At 49.6% G+C, this 16,686-nt stretch carries 18 protein-coding genes, 1 pseudogene and 1 other annotated feature; of the genes and pseudogenes, 18 read left to right on the forward strand and 1 reads right to left on the reverse strand.

Going from position 1 to position 16,686, the window contains the following annotated elements; translation table 11 throughout:
• Positions 1–12: 12 nt before the first annotated feature.
• The 9 genes from AC3ARB_RS03630 to mnmM all read left to right on the forward strand — a co-directional run bounded on the left by AC3ARB_RS03630 (position 13) and on the right by mnmM (position 10,461).
• On the forward strand, positions 13–1,152 hold the full coding sequence (locus AC3ARB_RS03630) for a glucose-1-phosphate adenylyltransferase (RefSeq protein WP_488321201.1): 1,140 nt from the start codon (positions 13–15) through the stop codon (positions 1,150–1,152).
• Positions 1,142–2,251, forward strand: a complete 1,110-nt coding sequence (glgD, locus tag AC3ARB_RS03635) for a glucose-1-phosphate adenylyltransferase subunit GlgD (protein WP_488321202.1) — start codon at positions 1,142–1,144, stop codon at positions 2,249–2,251. Before AC3ARB_RS03630 ends, glgD begins: the two co-directional genes overlap by 11 nt.
• Positions 2,252–2,274: 23 nt before the next feature.
• The gene (glgA, locus tag AC3ARB_RS03640) at positions 2,275–3,711 is read left to right on the forward strand and encodes a glycogen synthase GlgA (protein ID WP_488321203.1); all 1,437 of its coding nucleotides are present in this window, start codon (positions 2,275–2,277) and stop codon (positions 3,709–3,711) included.
• Positions 3,712–3,757: 46 nt separating this feature from the next.
• Positions 3,758–6,169 (forward strand): glycogen/starch/alpha-glucan phosphorylase, encoded by a 2,412-nt coding sequence (locus AC3ARB_RS03645; protein ID WP_488321204.1) that lies wholly within the window; start codon positions 3,758–3,760, stop codon positions 6,167–6,169.
• 225 nt (positions 6,170–6,394) lie between these two features.
• Positions 6,395–7,822 (forward strand): NADP-dependent glyceraldehyde-3-phosphate dehydrogenase, encoded by a 1,428-nt coding sequence (locus tag AC3ARB_RS03650; RefSeq protein ID WP_488321524.1) that lies wholly within the window; start codon positions 6,395–6,397, stop codon positions 7,820–7,822.
• 153 nt (positions 7,823–7,975) lie between these two features.
• Positions 7,976–8,413 (forward strand): hypothetical protein, encoded by a 438-nt coding sequence (locus AC3ARB_RS03655; RefSeq protein ID WP_488321205.1) that lies wholly within the window; start codon positions 7,976–7,978, stop codon positions 8,411–8,413.
• Between the two features lie 315 nt (positions 8,414–8,728).
• Positions 8,729–8,866 (forward strand) — a sequence feature (ribosomal protein L10 leader region).
• A gap of 27 nt (positions 8,867–8,893) precedes the next feature.
• Positions 8,894–9,391, forward strand: coding sequence for a 50S ribosomal protein L10 (gene rplJ, locus AC3ARB_RS03660; RefSeq protein WP_488321206.1), 498 nt, complete (start codon positions 8,894–8,896; stop codon positions 9,389–9,391).
• A gap of 68 nt (positions 9,392–9,459) precedes the next feature.
• Entirely contained in the window at positions 9,460–9,822 is a 363-nt protein-coding gene (rplL, locus tag AC3ARB_RS03665) for a 50S ribosomal protein L7/L12 (RefSeq protein ID WP_488321207.1), read from the forward strand.
• A gap of 90 nt (positions 9,823–9,912) precedes the next feature.
• Entirely contained in the window at positions 9,913–10,461 is a 549-nt protein-coding gene (gene mnmM, locus AC3ARB_RS03670) for a tRNA 5-(aminomethyl)-2-thiouridylate-methyltransferase MnmM (RefSeq protein ID WP_488321208.1), read from the forward strand.
• 131 nt (positions 10,462–10,592) lie between these two features.
• On the opposite strand, the gene AC3ARB_RS03675 is transcribed toward mnmM, so the two are convergent.
• The gene (locus AC3ARB_RS03675) at positions 10,593–10,769 is read right to left on the reverse strand and encodes a DUF3042 family protein (RefSeq protein WP_488321209.1); all 177 of its coding nucleotides are present in this window, start codon (positions 10,767–10,769) and stop codon (positions 10,593–10,595) included.
• An 85-nt stretch (positions 10,770–10,854) separates the two neighbouring features.
• Here AC3ARB_RS03675 and AC3ARB_RS03680 point away from each other — a divergent pair, with 85 nt between their 5' ends.
• The 9 genes and pseudogenes from AC3ARB_RS03680 to AC3ARB_RS03720 all read left to right on the forward strand — a co-directional run bounded on the left by AC3ARB_RS03680 (position 10,855) and on the right by AC3ARB_RS03720 (position 16,471).
• Positions 10,855–11,130, forward strand: coding sequence for a DUF1653 domain-containing protein (locus AC3ARB_RS03680; RefSeq protein WP_488321210.1), 276 nt, complete (start codon positions 10,855–10,857; stop codon positions 11,128–11,130).
• On the forward strand, positions 11,120–12,013 hold the full coding sequence (miaA, locus tag AC3ARB_RS03685) for a tRNA (adenosine(37)-N6)-dimethylallyltransferase MiaA (protein ID WP_488321211.1): 894 nt from the start codon (positions 11,120–11,122) through the stop codon (positions 12,011–12,013). The genes AC3ARB_RS03680 and miaA overlap by 11 nt, the downstream gene beginning before the upstream one ends.
• A gap of 24 nt (positions 12,014–12,037) precedes the next feature.
• Complete coding sequence (gene rimM, locus AC3ARB_RS03690) at positions 12,038–12,556, forward strand: ribosome maturation factor RimM (RefSeq protein ID WP_488321212.1); 519 nt, start codon at positions 12,038–12,040, stop codon at positions 12,554–12,556.
• Positions 12,546–13,250 (forward strand): annotated as a pseudogene (gene trmD / locus AC3ARB_RS03695) (tRNA (guanosine(37)-N1)-methyltransferase TrmD); the annotation flags it as partial. The gene rimM and the pseudogene trmD, both read left to right, overlap by 11 nt.
• 57 nt (positions 13,251–13,307) lie before the next feature.
• The gene (locus tag AC3ARB_RS03700; RefSeq protein ID WP_488321525.1) at positions 13,308–13,736 is read left to right on the forward strand and encodes a GNAT family N-acetyltransferase; all 429 of its coding nucleotides are present in this window, start codon (positions 13,308–13,310) and stop codon (positions 13,734–13,736) included.
• A 36-nt stretch (positions 13,737–13,772) separates the two neighbouring features.
• Positions 13,773–14,399 carry a tetratricopeptide repeat protein gene (locus tag AC3ARB_RS03705; RefSeq protein WP_488321213.1) on the forward strand — a complete coding sequence of 209 codons (627 nt, stop codon included), beginning with the start codon at positions 13,773–13,775 and terminating at the stop codon, positions 14,397–14,399.
• A 52-nt stretch (positions 14,400–14,451) separates the two neighbouring features.
• Entirely contained in the window at positions 14,452–14,955 is a 504-nt protein-coding gene (locus AC3ARB_RS03710) for a hypothetical protein (RefSeq protein ID WP_488321214.1), read from the forward strand.
• Positions 14,956–15,045: 90 nt separating this feature from the next.
• Complete coding sequence (locus tag AC3ARB_RS03715; RefSeq protein WP_488321215.1) at positions 15,046–16,044, forward strand: NAD(P)/FAD-dependent oxidoreductase; 999 nt, start codon at positions 15,046–15,048, stop codon at positions 16,042–16,044.
• A gap of 112 nt (positions 16,045–16,156) precedes the next feature.
• The gene (locus AC3ARB_RS03720) at positions 16,157–16,471 is read left to right on the forward strand and encodes a hypothetical protein (RefSeq protein ID WP_488321216.1); all 315 of its coding nucleotides are present in this window, start codon (positions 16,157–16,159) and stop codon (positions 16,469–16,471) included.
• The last annotated feature ends 215 nt before the right edge of the window (positions 16,472–16,686 follow it).

Genomic DNA, 16,686 nt, shown 5'->3' on the forward strand with positions numbered 1-16,686 from the left:
AAGGAGTTCCTTATGAAAAATGAGATGTTAGCCCTTATTTTGGCCGGTGGCCAGGGCACTCGCCTGGGCAAATTGACCCAGTCCATCGCCAAGCCCGCCGTCCAGTTCGGTGGCCGCTACCGCATTATCGACTTTGCCCTCTCCAACTGTGCCAACTCTGGCATCGGCAACGTCGGCGTCATCACTCAGTATCAGCCCCTGGCCCTCAATAGCCATATCGGAAACGGGTCTTCTTGGGGTCTTGATGGGATCAATAGCGGAGCGACTATTTTGCAACCCTACTCCGCAACCGAGGGTAACCGTTGGTTTTTAGGTACCAGCCATGCCATCTACCAGAACATTGACTACATCGATAGCATCAACCCTGAGTATGTTCTGATTTTGTCAGGGGACCACATCTACAAGATGGACTACGACGACATGCTTCAGACCCACAAGGACAATCTGGCCAGCCTGACCGTTGCCGTTATTGATGTGCCTCTAAAAGAGGCCAGCCGTTTTGGTATCATGAACACGGATTCTAACGACCGCATCGTGGAATTTGAAGAAAAACCAGCCAATCCAAAATCAACCAAGGCTTCTATGGGGATTTACATCTTCAACTGGGATCGCCTGCGTGAGGTTCTGGTCTCTGCGGAGAAGAACGGCGTTGACATGTCTGACTTTGGTCAGCATGTGATCCCAGCCTATCTGGACGCTGGTGAGCGGGTTTACACCTACAACTTCTCAGGCTACTGGAAGGACGTGGGTACCATTGAGTCTCTCTGGGAGGCCAACATGGAGTACATCGCCGTGGACAATGCCTTGGACAGCCGTGACCGGTCGTGGAAGATTTACTCCAAGAACCACATTGCCCCACCAAACTTTTTGACCGAGACGGCCAAGGTGACCGACTCTCTGGTTGTCGATGGCTGCTTTGTGGCGGGTCATGTGGACCACTCTATCCTGTCAACCAACGTCAAGGTTGATGAAGGGGCTGAAGTCAAGGACAGCTTTATCATGAGCGGTGTGACCATCGGTAAAGGGGCCAAAATCACTCGTGCCATTATCGGCGAAGGTGCCATTATTGGTGATGGGGCAGTGATTGATGGGACTGACGAGGTTCAGGTTGTCGGATATAATGAGAAAGTAGGAGTTGGAAATGAAGATTGATAAGTATTCTGCCATTTTAGGCAATGCCGTTGGTTACCCAGATATGGGCAATCTGACTGCTAGCCGTCCCTTGGCCAGCTTGCCTTTTGATGGGAAGTATCGCCTGATTGACTTCCAGTTGTCTAGTCTGGCTAATGCGGGTATCCGCAGCGTTTACGGCATTTTCAGAGGGCAAAACATTCGCTCGATTTTTGACCATGTTCGGTCTGGCCGTGAGTGGGGACTCAATACCCTGCTTAGCCATTACTTCTTGGGCTTTTATCAGACGGATGTCGCCTCAGAAACTGCAGATGCGGATTACTATGAACAGGTCTTGACCTACCTTAGACGTTCGGGTTCCGACCAGACCATTTACATGTCCTGTGATATGCTCTGCAACATTGACCTGGAGCAGATTATCCATGTTCACACGGCTAACCAACGCAAGATTACCGTGGTTTACAAGAAAATGCCAGCTGCAGCTCGGACAGAGGCTAATGCCATCCTGACGATTGATGAGACCGATACCGTTATTGGTGTGACCCAACATGACCCAGCTCAAGCTAGCCAGTCCATGTCAGCTGATCTCTATGTGGTTGATACCCCATGGTTGATTGAACAAATGGAGGAAGAGGCTAAGAAGGAGAACCCTCGCAAGCTCCGCTTCTTGCTCAGAGAACTCTTGGTGGCTGGTGGTGCCTTGGCCTTTGAATACCCAGGCTACCTAGCCAACATCAGCTCTGTTCAGTCTTACTACCAGGCTAATATGGATATGTTGGACCCACAGAAGTTCTACTCTCTTCTCTACTCTAACCAGAAGATCTACACGAAGGTTAAGAACGAAGAGGCCACTTACTTTGCGGAAGGCTCAAAAGTGACCAACTCGCAGTTCGCCTCTGGTAGTGTGATTAAGGGGGAAGTTGACCATTCGATTGTATCACGAAACTGCCGAATTGCACCAGGAGCCCGAGTGGCTAACTCCATCCTCTTTCCGAAGGTTACTATCGGTGAGGGTGCTGTTGTCGAATATGCGATCATTGATAAGCAAATCGATATTCCAGCAGGTGCTGTGATTAAGGGAACACCAGATAACCCTAAAGTGCTCGGTAAGGGTGTTTAAGTTGTAGGAGAGACTTGTTTAAGATGAAATTATTATTTGTCGCGGCAGAAGGGGCACCTTTCGCCAAGACAGGGGGCTTGGGCGATGTCATTGGGGCATTGCCTAAATCTCTTGTTAAGGCGGGTCATGAGGTGGCTGTTATCCTGCCTTATTACGATGTGGTAGCTGGTAAGTTTGGTGACCAGGTTGAGGACGTGTGTTACTTTTACACCCAGGTTGGCTGGCGTCGGCAGTATGTCGGCATCAAGCACCTGGTGCGTGATGGGGTAACTTTCTACTTTATTGATAATCAAGACTATTTCTTCCGTGGCAAGGTCTATGGGGAATGGGATGATGGGGAACGCTTTGCCTTCTTCCAGTTGGCTGCTTTGGAAGCCATGGAACAAATTGGCTTTATCCCAGATGTTCTCCATGCCCATGACTACCATACGGCCATGATTCCCTTCTTGCTCAAGGAAAAATACCATTGGATTGCCGCCTATCGTGGCATCAAGACGGTCTTTACCATCCACAATATCGAGTTCCAAGGTCAATTTGACCCAGGCATGCTGGGTAACCTCTTTGGGGTTGGGGCTGAGCGTTACGAAGATGGTACCCTGCGGTGGAAGGACTGTCTCAACTGGATGAAGGCTGCGGTTCTTTACGCAGACCAGGTAACCACCGTGTCGCCGTCTTATGCCCAGGAAATCATGACTCCTGAGTTTGGTAAGGGCCTGGAAGTGGTCATGCGGATGGAAGCTGGTAAACTAACAGGAATTGTCAATGGGATTGATACCGACCTGATTAACCCTGAAAGTGACCCGCTTTTGCCAGCTCATTTCTCGCTGGACAACCTGGCTGGCAAGGCTGAAAACAAGCGTCTGCTCCAGGAAAAACTGGGCTTGCCTGTTCGAGCTGATGTGCCCCTGATTGGTGTCGTGTCTCGCTTGACCGACCAGAAAGGCTTTGATGTGGTGGTAGCAGAACTCCACCATATCCTCCAGTTTGATGTCCAGATTGCCCTCTTGGGAACTGGCTATGCTGACTTTGAACAGGCCTTTGCTTGGTTTGCCCATGCTTATCCAGAGAAATTGTCAGCCAACTTGACCTTTGACCTGGTCCTGGCCCAGCAGATTTACGCGGCCAGCGATCTTTTCCTCATGCCGTCTGCCTTTGAGCCTTGTGGCCTATCCCAGCTCATGGCCATGCGGTATGGTAGCCTACCTCTGGTTCACGAGGTGGGTGGCCTGCGTGACACCGTCCAGCCTTATAACGAATTTGAGAAAACAGGAACTGGGTTCGGTTTTCAAGGGCTTTCAGGTTATTTGCTGACCAAAACACTTGAAAATGCCCTGGATGTCTACTATAATCGTAAAGAGGATTGGGCAATCCTCCAAACCAATGCCATGTCTCAGGACTTTTCTTGGGATAAGGCTTGTTTGGCCTACCTGGCTCTCTATGAGAACCTCAATAGAGTCTAGGCTCTGCTATTGCCCCAAAAAACTAAAAAAGGATACCTAAAACACAATGACGTTTTTCAAAGAAGAATTGACCGTTGACCAGTTTGTTCGTGATTTCAAGGACAAGCTCCATCAGGAAAATGCCATCAAGGTGCCGGCGGCGACCCCGTCTGAGCTCTTTGTGGCCTTGGCTCGCGTGGTGCGTAAGTACGCAACTCGTCCTTGGTTGGACCGCAAACAGGCCTTGACGGATAACCAGCAGAAAATCGCCTACTATTTCTCCATCGAGTTCTTGCCAGGCCGCATGTTGGAAACTAACTTGCTTAACCTGGGCATCCTTGATTTGGTTAAAGAAGGTTTTGACCAGCTGGGTGTGGACTTTGAAGCGGTGAAAAACGCTGAGCACGATATGGCCATCGGTAACGGTGGTTTGGGCCGTTTGGCGGCTGCCTTTATGGATTCCTTGGCAACGACCGGTTACCCTGGTTTTGGTAATGGCCTTCGTTACCGCTACGGCCTTTTCAAGCAACGCATCGTTAACGGCTACCAGGTCGAGCTGCCAGATACTTGGTTCGGTTCAATCGGTAACGTTTGGGAAGTCCGTCAGGACCACAACATCGTTGACGTTCGTATCGGTGGTCATGTTTATTTGGCTCCAAATGCTAACGGTAAGTACAAGCCAGTTTACGAGGGTTCTCAGCTGCTGCGTGCCGTGCCTTATGACGTGCCACAAATCGGTTTTGAAAACGGCGTGGTCAACAACCTCCGCCTCTGGGACGTTGAAATTCCAGAAGAAGAGGAACTCCACTACCCAACCATCGAGAGCCGTCGCAAGGTAAAGGACATTACTGCCGTTCTCTACCCAGAGGACAGCAGCTATGAGGGCAAAAAGCTCCGCCTGACCCAAGAGTACTTCATGACTTCTGCTGGTCTCCAGACCATCATCAAGTCCTACCTCAAGCAAGGCCTGCCATTGACGGCTATCCATGAGAAGGTCTCTGTCCACATCAACGACACCCACCCTGCGGTAGCTCCAGCCGAGTTCATGCGTCTCTTGGTTGATGAGTACGATTTGGAGTGGGATGAGGCTTGGCAAACAACTGTTAAGACCATGAGCTACACCAACCACACCATCTTGGCTGAGGCTTTGGAGAAATGGGACGCTCGCCTCTTTGCAGAGGTCTTGCCACGACTTAGCCAGATTATCCACGAGATCGACAACCGCTTTGTGGCAGAGCAGGCCCAATTGGGTCGGGATGCTGACCTGATTAACCGAACACGTATCCTGCGTGACGGTCAGGTCCACATGGCCCACTTGGCTATCATTGGTGGTCATTCGGTCAACGGGGTTGCCAAGCTCCACTCAGACCTCTTGACAGAGGACACCCTGCGTGATTTCTACATTCTCTACCCAGAGAAATTCAACAACAAAACCAACGGTATCGTTCAACGCCGCTGGACCCAGATTGCTGCCCCAGAATTGTCAGCTGCTATCGACCAAACCATCGGTAAGGGCTGGCGAACAGACATTCATGAGCTCCGCAAGCTCAAAGACTTGGTTGACGACGAGGCTGTTCTTGACACCTTCTACCGTGTCAAACAAGAAGCCAAGGCACGTTTGGCCAAGTACATCAAGGAAACAACAGGCGTTGAAGTGTCAACGGATGCCATCTTTGACGTGCAAGTCAAACGCCTCCACGCCTACAAACGTCAGCTCCTAAATGTCCTGAACATCGTCAAACTCTACCATGACTTGAAAGACAACCCTGAAAAAGACATGGTGCCACGCGTCTTCATCTTCGGTGCCAAGGCAGCGTCAGGCTACCACTTTGCCAAGTCAGTTATCAAGGTCATCAACGAATTGGCCAACCTGATCAACAACGATGCCAGCCTTAATGGCAAGCTCAAAGTGGTCTTCCTTGAAAACTATAACGTCAGCCTGGCTGAGCTCATCATCCCAGCAGCTGATGTTTCTGAGCAAATTTCATTGGCCTCTAAAGAAGCGTCAGGAACTTCAAACATGAAGTTCATGATGACCGGTGCCATTACCCTTGCCACCCTTGACGGTGCCAACATCGAAATCAAGGACGAGTGTGGTGACGAGAACATTGTCATTTTCGGTATGGACAAGGATGCGGTTTACCGCCACTATGCTGCCCACGATTACTACTCACGCGGCCTCTACGAGAGCAACCCCCTTATCCGTCGTGTTGTCGATACCTTTATCAACGGTACCATTCCAAACTGCCAACGTGAGGGTGGCGACATCTACCACGCCCTGATCACTGAAAACGATGAGTACTTCTTGCTGGAAGACTTCACCTCTTACGTTGAAGCCCAAGAGCGGATCGACGCCCTCTACCGTGACCAGAAGACCTGGGCCCGCATGAGTCTGATGAACATTGCCACCTCAAGCAAGTTCACTTCAGATGATACCATCACCCAGTACGCTGAAGAGATTTGGCAGCTTAAAAAGTAAGACTAGCTTTTATCCAACCCCACGGGGTTGGTTTTTTTGATGGGAAATGGCCGAGCAGGTTAGACCGTCTTGTCAGCCGACTGTGATGAGGTCAGAGCAGAGGCTGGTTTGCTCCATCACTAGCTTGTCCAGACAGGGGAAGTCATGTTCGGAAATTGCCGTAGCAAAAAGTTGCAAAGCTGACATAAAGTGATAAAATAGGTCTATAAATTGTTTAGAAGGAGTATTGCCATGCAATATAAAAACTATGTCAACGGCGAGTGGGTAACATCCGCCAACGAAATTGAAATTTTTGCCCCAGCAAGTGGGGAGAAGTTGGGAACTGTCCCAGCCATGTCAACAGCAGAAGTAGACCACGTCTACGCCACTGCTCGTGCAGCCCTCAAGGGCTGGCGTGCCCTGTCCTACGTGGAGCGGGCAGCCTACCTCCACAAGGCAGCTGACATCTTGGAGCGTGACGCTGAGAAAATCGGTGCGGTTCTGTCCAAGGAAGTTGCCAAGGGCTACAAGGCGGCCGTTTCTGAAGTTGTTCGGACGGCAGACATCATCCGCTATGCTGCCGAAGAAGGGGTTCGCCTGTCTGGTGAGGTTCTGGAAGGTGGTAGCTTTGAGGCGGCCAGCAAGAAGAAAATCGCCATCGTTCGTCGCGAACCAGTTGGTTTGGTCTTGGCCATTTCGCCATTTAACTACCCTGTTAACCTGGCGGGTTCTAAGATTGCCCCTGCCTTGATTGCAGGTAACGTTGTTGCCCTCAAACCACCAACACAAGGCTCTATCTCTGGCCTGCTCATGGCTGAGGCCTTTGTTGAGGCTGGTTTGCCAGCAGGTGTCTTTAGCACCATCACTGGTCGTGGTTCAGAAATCGGTGACTACATCGTTGAGCATGAGGCGGTTAACTTTATCAACTTCACAGGCTCTACCCCAATCGGTGAGCGTATCGGTAAACTGGCTGGCATGCGTCCAATCATGTTGGAACTTGGTGGTAAGGACTCTGCCATCGTCTTGGACGACGCTGATTTAGCCTTGACAGCCAAGAACATCGTTGGTGGTGCCTTTGGTTACTCAGGTCAGCGTTGTACGGCTGTGAAACGGGTTATCGTTATGGACAGCGTTGCGGATGAATTGGCTGAGCTGGTTCGGGCTGAGATTCTCAAACTGACTATCGGCATGCCAGAGGACAACGCAGACATCACCCCGCTGATTGACAAGTCTGCGGCAGACTTTGTTGAAGGCTTGATTAACGATGCGGCTGAAAAAGGTGCCGTTGCTCTGACTGAAATCAAGCGTGAGGACAACCTGATCTGCCCAGTGCTCTTTGACAAGGTGACTACCGACATGCGTTTGGCCTGGGAAGAACCATTTGGTCCAGTCCTGCCATTTATCCGTGTTAGCTCGGTTGATGAAGCTATTGAGATTTCTAACAAGTCTGAGTACGGCTTGCAGGCCTCTATCTTCACTAAGAACTTCCCGCGTGCTTTTGCCATCGCTGAGCAGCTGGAAGTCGGCACCGTCCACATCAACAACAAGACCCAACGTGGTACTGACAACTTCCCATTCCTGGGGGCTAAGAAGTCAGGTGCAGGTACTCAAGGGGTTAAATACTCTATCGAGGCCATGACAACCATCAAGTCTGTTGTCTTTGACATCGAATAAAGCTAAAGCTGAGGGCAATATCTGCCCTCGTTTTTTTGTTTCTCCGCTCGGCTATTGTTCAAAATAGGGAAAGTCATGCAGGTGTCGTTTTTTGAGGGAGGAGTGCGTGTTCAATCCACTGGTCTAGTGTATAATAGAATAAGGGAGGATTTTATGACACGCAAGCTTTTATTGACGATAATTACAGGTATTTTAGTGGCGGGAGGATTATTTATGGCCTTTAGTTTGACTGGCGATAAGCAACTTTCAAAAGAGCAACAAAGCAACCGAGAGTATGAAGTGAGCCTAGTTAAGGCCTTGAAGAATAGTTATCGGGGTATCGAGGAGATTCACCTAAGTGAGCCTTATTATTCTGAAAAGCCAAGTTCATGGTCTTGTACCGTTAACATTGTTTTTGATGATGGTCAATCAATCACATATGGAATCAATCATAATTTGACATACGATAAAAATTTCGACGGAATAATGTATAGTGATAAAGATGAGGAGATAGACGCATTATGGAGGTTTTTGAATTCTAGAAGAGGTGAGACGCAAGCAGAAAATAAAGTAAGAATAATATTTTCTAATGGGGAGAGTGGAGTTGAGTAATGACTTTTGAATCTACCGATAAGCAATTAAACGAATTGGGATAAGAATGTTTGGTGTAACTACTGCTGTTGTTAAAGGAGACTAAATCAACATTAAGAATTATGGATAGAGTGGCGGACATTAATGCAACACCTCTTGAAAATGTAGTCGTTGTCTACTCGAGGGATGTCATCGAAAAAGAATAGCTGTTGGATTTTTCCTCTGGTCAAGGCCTTGAGAGAGGTTTAAAGGGTCAGAAAAGCCCTTGTTCAATTTTTTAAAAAATAATGGAGCAATTCTGTTGACATCGGAGCTGGTCTATGGTAAGATAATTAAGGTTTTGAAAGAAACTGACCTAAGACAGCAGGGGAGCGTGACTCATAAGCATCCTGCCGAGGCACAAAACTTCACAAAAAAAGCGTGATGGATTGTACTTTCGTGTCTGGGTTTGGATACGGATTTTTTCGTTTCCAGCCAAAAATAAAAACGGAGGTAAAACTAATGAGCCAAGCAAGTATTGCTAAAAAAGCGGAACTCGTTGAGGTTTATGCTGAGAAGATGAAAGCTGCTGCGTCAATCGTTGTGGTTGATGCCCGTGGTTTGACCGTTGAACAGGACACTGTTTTGCGTCGCAATCTTCGTGGTGCTGAAGTAGAATACAAAGTTGTTAAAAACTCTATTCTGCGTCGTGCTGCTGAAAAAGCTGGTCTTGAAGGATTGGAAAGTGTCTTTGTCGGTCCTACTGCCATCGCTTTCTCAAACGAAGATGTCATCGCTCCAGCGAAAACCCTTTACGATTTTGCGAAAACAGCGGACAAACTTGAAATCAAAGGTGGTGTTATCGAAGGTGCGGTTGCTTCTAAAGAAGAAATTACAGCCCTTGCAACATTGCCAAACCGCGAAGGATTGCTTTCTATGCTTCTTTCAGTGCTTCAAGCACCAGTTCGCAACGTGGCACTCGCTGTCAAAGCAGTTGCCGAAAGCAAAGACGCTGCTTAATTCAAGCAGCTTAGCCGTGGCCTAGCCACAACCCATTTATATAAAACATTTTTTGGAGGAAATCTACAATGGCATTGAACATTGAAAACATTATTGCTGAAATCAAAGAAGCTTCAATCCTTGAGCTTAACGACCTTGTAAAAGCTATCGAAGAAGAGTTTGGCGTTACTGCCGCTGCTCCAGTTGCAGTTGCTGCTGCTGGTCCTGCTGAAGAAGCTAAAGACTCATTCGACGTTGAATTGACATCTGCTGGCGACAAAAAAGTTGGCGTTATCAAAGTTGTTCGTGAAATCACAGGTCTTGGCCTTAAAGAAGCTAAAGAGCTTGTTGACGGTGCTCCTGCACTTGTTAAAGAAGGCGTTAACGCTGCTGAAGCTGAAGAAATCAAAGCTAAGCTTGAAGAAGCTGGTGCTAAAATCACCCTCAAGTAATTTTAGCAGAGAGGTTGGAAGTTTTCCGACCTCTTTTTTCTGTCTTTTGGTCCCCCAACTATGGTAAAATAGTAGAAAGGAGAAGGACAAATGATTAAACGACCGATTCATCTCTCGCATGAGTTTTTGGCGGAGGTGCTTGATAAGGATGCGGTGGCGGTTGACGCCACCATGGGCAATGGCCATGACACGGCCTTTCTGGCGGAACGAGCTGGTCAGGTGGTGGCCTTTGATGTGCAGGAAACGGCCCTGACCAAGACCCAGGAGCGGCTGGACAAGTTGGGTCTGACTAATGTCAAACTGGTTTTAGCTGGCCATGAGACGGTTGACCAGCACGTGGATGTTATTCGAGCAACGATTTTTAACCTGGGCTACCTGCCCAGTGCGGACAAGTCTATCATCACTCAACCTGACACGACCTTGGAGGCCTTGAGAAAAATTTTAGACCGGTTAGAAGTTGGTGGTCGGGTCGCTATCATGATTTACTATGGTCATGAGGGGGGCAATCTGGAAAAAGATGCGGTCCTAGACTTTGTCAGCCAGCTGGACCAGACCATCTTTACAGCCATGCTCTACAAGCCCCTCAACCAGATCAACACCCCCCCTTTTTTGGTCATGCTGGAACGCTTGCGGGCTTAGTTTTGGGAAAAGGCAGAGCGGTTAGTTAGCCCTAGTTTAACATGTCACTGCTGGTGTTTAAAGGAGAACAGGCTGTCCAGCTCTGCTATTTTCAAAAAAGAAAAATCCGCCAGTAGCTGGCGGATAAGTTTTTAGCGTGCTGTGCGACGACGGGCAGCTTTTTTGCGGTTTTCTTCGATGAAGGCCGCTTTTTCTTCCTCAGGGTCGATGATGGTTTTCTTAACCGCAAAGACGGCACTCGCAACAGCAGTCGCTGTCGCAATCACACCAGTCACCAAACCTTTAGCAAATGAACCTTTTTTACTCATGGTTTTTTCTCCTTTTCTTGTGTTATAATTAGTGTAACCGAAAATGGATGGAATTTCAAGAAAAAAGTGTGAAAGGAGGCTGGTCATGAGGCAATTTCGGTCTGGAGACCTAGTCAAACATTTTAAGCGGGAGTTGGTTGGAGAAGGGGCTGAGTCGACCGCCTACCTTTACGAGATTGTTGGGGAGGCCACTCATTCGGAAACCCGTGAACCGCTCATGATTTATAAGGCCTTGTATGGAGATGGCGGTCTTTATGCCAGACCCCTTGCCATGTTCTTGGAGCCAGTTGATAAGGTCAAGTACCCGACTGTCCAACAGGCCTATCGCTTTGAACTGGTGGAGGTGGCCCATGACCACTAAACTCTTAGTTGTGGTTGGGCCGACCGCTGTTGGCAAGACCGCTCTTAGCATCGAGCTGGCTCAAGCCTTCAATGGCGAGGTCATTTCTGGCGATAGCCAGCAGGTTTACCGCCAGCTGGATATCGGTACGGCCAAGGCCAGCCCTGAGGAGCAGGCGGCGGCCCGCCACCACCTGATTGACGTGCGGGAGCCTGACGCCAGCTATTCGGCCTATGACTTTGTGGCTGAGGCCAAGGCTGCCATTGCTGACATCACCAGCCGGGGCAAGCTCCCCATCATTGTGGGCGGCACGGGGCTCTACATCCAGAGCCTGCTGGAGGGCTATCACCTGGGCGGCGACCTGGACCAGGAGGCCCTCTTGGCCTATCGGGCGGAGCTGGATTCCTGGTCGGATGACCGCTTGTTTGGGGAAATAGCAGAGCTGGGACTTGAGTTGCCTCAGCCCAACCGCCGTCGGGCCATGCGAGCCTTGGAATTGGCCAAGTTTGCCCAAGACCGAGCCAACCAAGCGGTGGATTATGAGCCTTACCTCATTGGCCTAACCGATGATCGAGCCCTGCTCTATGACCGTATCAACCAGCGGGTGGACAAGATGATTGATCAGGGCCTGTTAGAAGAAGCCAAGTGGCTCTACGAGACCTATCCAGAGGCCCAGGCCAGTCGCGGCATTGGCTACAAGGAACTCTTTCCTTATTTTTCGGGAGAGAGCGATTTGGCAACAGCTGTGGACAAGCTCAAGCAGAACACCCGCCGCTTTGCCAAACGTCAGCTGACCTGGTTCCGCAACCGCATGGCGGTCAACTTTTACCAGATTAGCCAGACCAGTTTTGACCAGATTAGGGCTGATGTCGAGGGCTTTTTGGCCTCAAATATGGTAGAATAGTAAGGAAAGACAGAAAGGGATTATATGACTTATTATAACGTTGGAAAAATCGTCAACACCCAGGGCCTCCAAGGTGAACTGCGGGTCCTGTCGGTGACGGATTTTGCGGAGGAACGCTTCAAGAAAGGCAGCAAGCTGGCCATCTTTGACCAGAAGGACAACTTTGTCATGGAGGTTGAGATTGCCAGCCACCGCAAGCAGAAGAACTTTGACATCGTCAAGTTCAAGGGCCTCTACCACATCAACGAGGTGGAGAAGTACAAGGAGCACAGCCTCAAAGTGGCTGAGGAAAACCTGTCCGATTTGGAGGAGGGGGACTTCTACTACCACGAGATTATCGGTCTGGAAGTTTATGAAAACGACCAGTTGCTGGGAGTCATTTCAGACATTCTCCAACCAGGTGCCAACGATGTCTGGGTGGTCAAGCGTCAGGGTAAACGGGATCTGCTCCTGCCTTACATCCCACCTGTGGTTCTCAATGTCGATGTGGCAGCTGGCCGAGTTGATGTTGAACTCCTAGAGGGTTTGGACGATGAAGATTGATATTTTGACCCTTTTTCCAGAAATGTTTGCCCCGCTGGAACATTCCATTGTGGGCAAGGCCAGGGAAAAGGGCTTATTGGACATCAACTACCATAATTTCCGTGACTTTGCTGAAAAATCCCGTCATGTGGACGATGAGCCCTACGGCGGAGGTCAGGGCATGCTTTTGCGGGCCCAGCCCATTTTTGATTGCATCGAGGCCATCGGGGCCAAACAACCACGGATTATCCTGTTGGACCCAGCTGGCAAACGGTTTGACCAGGCCTTGGCTGAGGAATTTGCCCAGGAAGAGGAATTGATTTTCATCTGTGGTCACTACGAGGGCTACGATGAGCGGATTAAGACCCTGGTGACGGACGAGGTGTCCTTGGGAGATTTTGTCCTGACGGGTGGTGAGTTGGCTGCCATGACCATGGTGGATGCGACGGTGCGATTGATTCCAGAGGTCATCGGCAAGGAATCCAGTCACCAAGACGATAGCTTTTCATCTGGTCTTTTGGAATACCCGCAGTACACCCGTCCCTATGACTTCCGAGGCATGGTGGTCCCCGATGTCCTCATGGGCGGTCACCACGAGAATATCCGCCTCTGGCGATTGGAACAAAGCCTGAAAAAGACCCTGGAGCGACGGCCAGACCTGCTGGAGACCTACCAACTGTCAGCCGAAGAGGACAAGCTCTTGCGGCGAATCAAGGCGACTCAGGGCTTGAGGCTGGCCTTGTATGACCTGGATAGTCATCTGCCTGCTTTGATGGCCTATGGTCTTGACGATGAGACCTATACGGCCCACCCTAAAGACCTGTTGGCCTTGATGGAGGAGGACCCTGAACACTATGGTGTTTTGGTCTTTAACGACAGTCAAGGCTTGGTCGGTTTCTTTAGTCTTGATTTTGGGAAGGGGCTGGAGACCTATGGGATTGATGCTGAAAACTGTGGTTTGATTAGAGATTTTTCGATTTCGGATGCCTACCGGAGACAGGGGATTGCCCAGGCCTGCTTTGACCGAATTTTTGAACTTCTAGCTGACCTACCGCTTCCAGAGCTTGACCGTTTGGTCTTAGCCGTCAATGAGCGAAATAAGCCTGCTCGAACCCTTTATCGCCAGGCTGGCTTTGAGGTCATCAAAAAAGGCGTCCAAGGAGAAAAAGGCAAGCTAGTTTTGATGGAGAAACGTCGCTAAACAGTTCTTTAACAAAGAAAGGATGTTATGACCCTAATGACACAAGAAGAAAACCTTGAACAAACCATTTGGCAGGCCTTTGACCTCATGGATCAGGGGCAGAGTCAAGAAGCTCTTGACCTGCTAGCTGGCTTGGAAGTGGCTGAAACCAGCCCGCTCTACTATAACTACCTATCCACCTACGGCTATGTCTATGCAGACCTCAAGCGTTATGAGGAGGCTTTGACCAGCTACCAGACCTATCTGGAGCGCGCCCTTGCCCAAGGTGATACCAGTCACCAGCACATGGCCCACCACCAACTGGCCATGGTCTATCGCCTCATGGGGGATTACCCGACCGCCTTGGCCAGCTTGGACCAGGAGCGTCAGCTCATTGACCAGCACTTTGCGACAGATGATTTGGTGTGGTCGGTTCACCTTTATGAAGTGGCCTACCTCAGCTTTTTATCTGGGGACAATAGCCGAGCAGCAGAGCTTATGCAGTCCAGCCTAGATTATGCCCAAAAGACAGATGACCTGATTGCCCAGGCCTGTGCCCATCGAGGATTGGGAGAGATTTTGGGACAAGCTAGCCATTTTGAAAGGGCAAAAGCACTCTTTGAGCAGGTTGGGGATGATCAGGGAGTGGCGGAAATCAACTTGTTAATGTCAAGACTTGTCTAGATAGGTTCTGCTTGCCTACTTCTTTGATATAGTAGAGAAAGGAAAATTCTGTATGCAAGAAAAGTTGATTTATCATAGCCTTAGAATAGTCCTTTTTAGACTTATTGGTACTTTGGTTGTCAGTACCTCTTTTCTGATTTCAGGAATGATGTTTTGGAAAGATGAGCGACCAATAAGTGGCCTACTGTTTCTTATACTGGGCATAGGCCTCAGTTATTACTTTATCTATTTGCTCGTGCGACTCTTGACCTCGACCCCTTATCTAAGGTTGACTAAGGAAGGTTTTTACCATACAGCTAATTTTCGTCAGCAGTTTATGGCCTGGTCTGAGGTGAAAAAAGTCAGTTACAACTCCTATAATGATGGAGACGGCAGTGATATCTGCGACATCGAGATTACTTTGTTGAATGGGAAAATCAGGTCCATTGATTTGACCTTATTAGGGATAACTGACGACGTGAGAAAGCAGGCCTTTCGGGAGTTTTCCAGCTATTATCGCTCTTATCGGCCGAAAAAGGCTCCAATTCAAACTAGAAAAGACAAGTCTTATAGATAAAACCTATACCCCACCATAAAAATCAGGCACTTTCTTCTGGAAAGTGCCTATGTTATAATAAAGGAAAATCATAAACGAGAAGAGGAACATATGACACAAGAACTTGTTGACATTGCTATTATCGGGGGCGGGCCAGTTGGCCTCTTTACGGCCTTTTATGCGGGCCTGCGTGGGGCCAGCGTTAAGATCATTGAGAGCCTGTCTGAGCTAGGAGGCCAGCCCGCCATTCTCTACCCAGAGAAAAAAATCTATGACATCGCTGGTTATCCAGAAGTGACAGGTGGCCAGTTGACCGAGAACCTGATTCAGCAGCTGGACCGCTTTGCCGATCGAGTGACCATCTGCCTCAAGGAAGAGGTTCTGACCTTCGACAAGACCGATGACCACTTTACCATCACCACCAGCAAGGGCCAGCACCAGGCCCGATCTATCATCATCGCCTGTGGTAACGGAGCCTTCTCCCCTCGTCCGCTGGGACTGGACGGCGAAGAGGTCTATGCCGACACCAACCTTTTTTACAATGTCCGCCAGCTGGACCAGTTTGCTGGTCAGGACATCGTTATTTGCGGCGGCGGTGATTCGGCAGTTGACTGGGCCCTGGCCCTTGAGCTTCTGGCCAAGTCGGTGACCCTGGTCCACCGTCGGGAAGCCTTCCGGGCCCACGAGCACAGCGTGGAGCTCCTTGAGCAGTCCACCGTCCGTGTCTTGACGCCTTACCTTCCTTTAGCATTAAAGGGTGACGGTCAGAGAGCGACTGCCCTGGTGATTGAAAAAGTCAAGGGAGAGGAGCAGGTGGAGCTGCCGCTGGACAGCTTGATTGTCAGCTTTGGCTTCGCCACCTCTAACAAGAACCTCAAGAATTGGCAGGTGGAGAGCAAGCGAACCAGCGTTCTGGTGTCGCCACAGTTGGCCACCAGCCTGCCAGGTGTCTTTGCGGTCGGTGATGCGGCCAGCTACGAGGGTAAGGTGGAATTAATTGCAACTGGCTTTGGTGAAGCCCCCTTGGCGGTCAACCAGGCCCTTAACTACATCTACCCAGGCCGGGACAATCGGGCGGTTCATTCGACATCGTTGATTAAGGAGGGCTAACCAGTCCTTAACTGGATAGTAAACTGGAAACTAAAGTGGTGAACAAAAAGTCCTTGTCGCGCTCTGCTATTTGACGTATAATAAAGGCACTAAGAAAAAGGAGATTGAACAGATGACACATCACATCCATGATAACCACGACCACCAGCACGGCGAGGGCTGCGGCCACCAAGCCATCCAACACGGTGACCACCTGGACTACCTGCATGACGGCCATATCCATCACGAGCATGACGGCCACTGGGATGAGGCTGAAATCGTGGCTTGCGAGGGCCACGAGACTCACGCTGACCATGGCCACGAGCATGGCGAAGGCTGTGGCCATGAGGCTATCCAACACGGTGACCATGTGGACTATGTTCACGATGGCCACCTCCACCACAAGCATGAGGACCATTGGGACGAGTGTGCTATCAGCCACAACTAATTCGCTTGATGGAGGCTGGGACTCAGTCCTGGCCTCTTTAGTTTTTTAGCAATAGGGGACCTCTAAACACTCAATTAAGAAAATTCAAACCGTTGATTTGATAGATTTTTGACTTGGAAAAATAGTCAAAAGCTAGTTTTTAGAGGTCCCCAATAGTTAAACTTGACGCAGTGGTTGAGTGGGCTCTCTTCGCTGATTTTATCAGCTGAACAGCC

It is taken from the genome of Streptococcus sp. ZY171113, assembly GCF_057748235.1.

What these genes read in the sequence shown, in the direction of transcription:
- AC3ARB_RS03630 (WP_488321201.1), top strand. Translation starts at nt 13, where the DNA reads ATGAAAAATGAGATGTTAGCCCTTATTTTGGCCGGTGGCCAGGGCACT.
- glgD (WP_488321202.1), top strand. Translation starts at nt 1,142, where the DNA reads ATGAAGATTGATAAGTATTCTGCCATTTTAGGCAATGCCGTTGGTTAC.
- glgA (WP_488321203.1), top strand. Translation starts at nt 2,275, where the DNA reads ATGAAATTATTATTTGTCGCGGCAGAAGGGGCACCTTTCGCCAAGACA.
- AC3ARB_RS03645 (WP_488321204.1), top strand. Translation starts at nt 3,758, where the DNA reads ATGACGTTTTTCAAAGAAGAATTGACCGTTGACCAGTTTGTTCGTGAT.
- AC3ARB_RS03655 (WP_488321205.1), top strand. Translation starts at nt 7,976, where the DNA reads ATGACACGCAAGCTTTTATTGACGATAATTACAGGTATTTTAGTGGCG.
- rplJ (WP_488321206.1), top strand. Translation starts at nt 8,894, where the DNA reads ATGAGCCAAGCAAGTATTGCTAAAAAAGCGGAACTCGTTGAGGTTTAT.
- rplL (WP_488321207.1), top strand. Translation starts at nt 9,460, where the DNA reads ATGGCATTGAACATTGAAAACATTATTGCTGAAATCAAAGAAGCTTCA.
- mnmM (WP_488321208.1), top strand. Translation starts at nt 9,913, where the DNA reads ATGATTAAACGACCGATTCATCTCTCGCATGAGTTTTTGGCGGAGGTG.
- AC3ARB_RS03675 (WP_488321209.1), bottom strand. Translation starts at nt 10,769, where the DNA reads ATGAGTAAAAAAGGTTCATTTGCTAAAGGTTTGGTGACTGGTGTGATT.
- AC3ARB_RS03680 (WP_488321210.1), top strand. Translation starts at nt 10,855, where the DNA reads ATGAGGCAATTTCGGTCTGGAGACCTAGTCAAACATTTTAAGCGGGAG.
- miaA (WP_488321211.1), top strand. Translation starts at nt 11,120, where the DNA reads ATGACCACTAAACTCTTAGTTGTGGTTGGGCCGACCGCTGTTGGCAAG.
- rimM (WP_488321212.1), top strand. Translation starts at nt 12,038, where the DNA reads ATGACTTATTATAACGTTGGAAAAATCGTCAACACCCAGGGCCTCCAA.
- AC3ARB_RS03700 (WP_488321525.1), top strand. Translation starts at nt 13,308, where the DNA reads ATGGCCTATGGTCTTGACGATGAGACCTATACGGCCCACCCTAAAGAC.
- AC3ARB_RS03705 (WP_488321213.1), top strand. Translation starts at nt 13,773, where the DNA reads ATGACACAAGAAGAAAACCTTGAACAAACCATTTGGCAGGCCTTTGAC.
- AC3ARB_RS03710 (WP_488321214.1), top strand. Translation starts at nt 14,452, where the DNA reads ATGCAAGAAAAGTTGATTTATCATAGCCTTAGAATAGTCCTTTTTAGA.
- AC3ARB_RS03715 (WP_488321215.1), top strand. Translation starts at nt 15,046, where the DNA reads ATGACACAAGAACTTGTTGACATTGCTATTATCGGGGGCGGGCCAGTT.
- AC3ARB_RS03720 (WP_488321216.1), top strand. Translation starts at nt 16,157, where the DNA reads ATGACACATCACATCCATGATAACCACGACCACCAGCACGGCGAGGGC.